Genomic DNA, 2,704 nt, shown 5'->3' with positions numbered 1-2,704 from the left:
GTGCCGCGATTCGCAAAAACAAACTCATCATTTTGTAATATTTTTAAATACTGTTGCAGAAAAACCTGAGCCATTATTTTTCCTATGTGATAAAACATCGATATTATCTAAAAACAAGTCCCTCAAACTTTCTGACTGCAGTTCATCACTATCTTTTAAACTACTATCAGCAAGTCCTTCATTATTAATTTCTCCTTCATCAAAGTCGACATACGAAGCAACTGACAAGAGTTAATCAAAAAAATTATTTTCAATATTCATGTAGACTTCCTTATTTAAATGTATTACTCAAAAGTTCTGTTGCAGGACCGTATTTAGCTTCAAGTTTCGAGCAAACACCAAACTCATACGGATATAATACATTTACCAAATCCTGCCGCTTCGAATGACTTACTTCAGATACTGCAGAAATCACTTTGTCACTCTTATAATTATAAATATAGTATGTTATTAAAATCATGTTAAATTTATAATCAATAGAGTAGTAAACAATATGTTTAGTATTATTTATTACCATATCTCTTTCGTGATTCGCGACATCCCTGTGCTCATATGGGTACAACTTACCATCGATTAACAACTCACCAATCCTATCCTTACCAATTGATTTAAAGTCTTCTCCAACACCAACATCAACAATATATTCAAATGAAAAATTAGAGAAGATTCTGAGTAGATACTTCTCATTGATTTTTTCATACGCCCGACTTCCTTCAGGAATAAATCCAGAGTAAACAATTGAAGACGGCCTTTCCAATTTATTTTCAGGATAAAAATATACATTTTTACTGCACTCCCATTCATACAAAGTTCGCTCAAATGCGTATACAAAAAAGGGAATGCTAATTATGATTAAAGAAAGAATTGCTCGCTTCTTTTTATAATTCTTTGCTCTTTTGCGAAAAATTAAGAAAGGCATAAACACTGCAACGAGAATAAACAATGCATATACAAAAATAAATAAAAGCCCTATCATATATTTCTCCAATTTTTTACACTACCACTAAAACAACTTCGTTTTACCCAGTAACTTAAAAGTCATACGTAAATAATCGTATTAAATTTTTATACCTTTATTAACTGCGATCTTACATACAACTAAACAGTGGTAGTATTTTAAATGCGCATATTATCACTCGATCATTCATACTAAGTTATGGCTGTCCTTTTTATACTTTTCATATTCTTTTATATTCATATGGCACTATCCATTTTTAAATGTTTTTTTGAAAAAATATTTGTAGTAGTCACTAACATCAGAGTTACCAACCACACACCTTGAAAAATGATAAGGCAATAGGTACATTAATAAGCTAGTCCTACTTTTTCTATGTGATACTATGGTAAGCTCTGATATAAAATCCCTATTTTTCATATCATAAATATAAAGTGTTAATTTAGACGCGTTAAATACGCTGTATTGTTTATTATATAATAAATACTTCGCGCTACTAATTATATCAGATGCATCGAAACCTAACTTATCCGAATAAATATTTGGGTATACTTTAAAACCCTCTTCCGTAGGCACGAAGTACTCTAAATTAACATCTTTATTATAATGCTCAATTGGAGCTACTATATAATCAAACTCTACTCCATGAATAAATGATAGCTTTTCCACCTCTTCAACTTGCACATAGGGCCTTGCCGACAAGCTATCTAGTACAACTAATGATTCTGGCCAGTTAGGTTTATTATCAGGAAAGTAGACATCACCCCTACTGCACTGGTATTGAAAAATGACATAGTCAACAACAACTATATATAGGGGTATGGCAAACAACCCTATTTTCAACCATTTAACTTTCTTTTCGCTCTCACTCTTAGACTTATAAAAAGCAAGCTTTGCTATACCACTACATAAATACCAATAAAAAACGTAAAACCCTAATACCATCAGACCAATCATAATAAACCACAATAAAAGTTAATTAATTCAAACTAAGACGCATTTAACTGCGAAATTTGCTAATTTGTAAAACTATTCATGCGCTCTAATTTCCTCAAGGTTGTACATAAACTCGTCAAACTTAAATCGGTCTTCGTCAGGCTCTATAAAAATATGATCCAAAAATAAGAAAAGTTCTTTGCCAAACACACCCCATCGACGCATCGCTTCCCCTTCAACATCAATTCTGACTATCAAACCTATATCAGGGGAGAAAAATATGCGGCAATTATCGGTAGGCTTGGTATTAAAACTGTCTTCAACATCGAAATTACACCTAACATTAATTTTTGATTGGTTATAATAAAAGTAATGCTCTCTGCCAAAAGCATTATCGTCTTTTAAAAAAAGCGGCCCGGGACCGTTGCTTTTTTTATACTTTAAATCATAAGGAGGCTGTTTTGGTTTATAGGACTTATCAAAATAAATATCTCTATAAAATGTAAAACCAATATCAACAGAATGCTCGATACCTTTTACTCCTAAACTCGGTAGATAAAATCCCGGCCATAACATCGGAACCATATCAATATTATTACGTCCCGATAGATTTGCACTTGTATCGTTAACATATTCCGCATCAATAACAAGAGTACGATTACCGTATTCAGCCACAAGCCACTCTTTATTTCCTTTGTCATTAAATAGCCAATAATGCTCCGCTTTTACCGGCTCTTCTGGTGGTTCTGAAAAATCAAACAAAGAGACTATGACTATCATGCAAATCATAGTCATGATAAGAATAAAAAACGT

General features: G+C 32.3%; 3 protein-coding genes. All 3 read right to left on the bottom strand.

What is annotated here, in order from left to right; all coding sequences use genetic code 11:
* Positions 1-271 precede the first annotated feature (271 nt).
* Positions 272-976 carry a hypothetical protein gene (locus C8D97_RS17920; protein ID WP_109765176.1) on the bottom strand — a complete coding sequence of 235 codons (705 nt, stop codon included), beginning with the start codon at positions 974-976 and terminating at the stop codon, positions 272-274.
* 228 nt (positions 977-1,204) lie between these two features.
* Positions 1,205-1,912: a hypothetical protein gene (locus tag C8D97_RS17915; protein WP_109765175.1), complete on the bottom strand. Its 708-nt coding sequence runs from the start codon at positions 1,910-1,912 to the stop codon at positions 1,205-1,207.
* A 72-nt stretch (positions 1,913-1,984) separates the two neighbouring features.
* On the bottom strand, positions 1,985-2,704 hold a 720-nt coding region (locus C8D97_RS17910; RefSeq protein ID WP_210204995.1), incomplete at its 5' end, for a hypothetical protein.

This window comes from Pleionea mediterranea, assembly GCF_003148745.1.
Lineage (GTDB): Bacteria > Pseudomonadota > Gammaproteobacteria > Enterobacterales > Kangiellaceae > Pleionea > Pleionea mediterranea.
The sequence above is the reverse complement of the archived record's forward strand: the minus strand, read 5'-3'. Positions and strand labels throughout refer to the sequence as shown.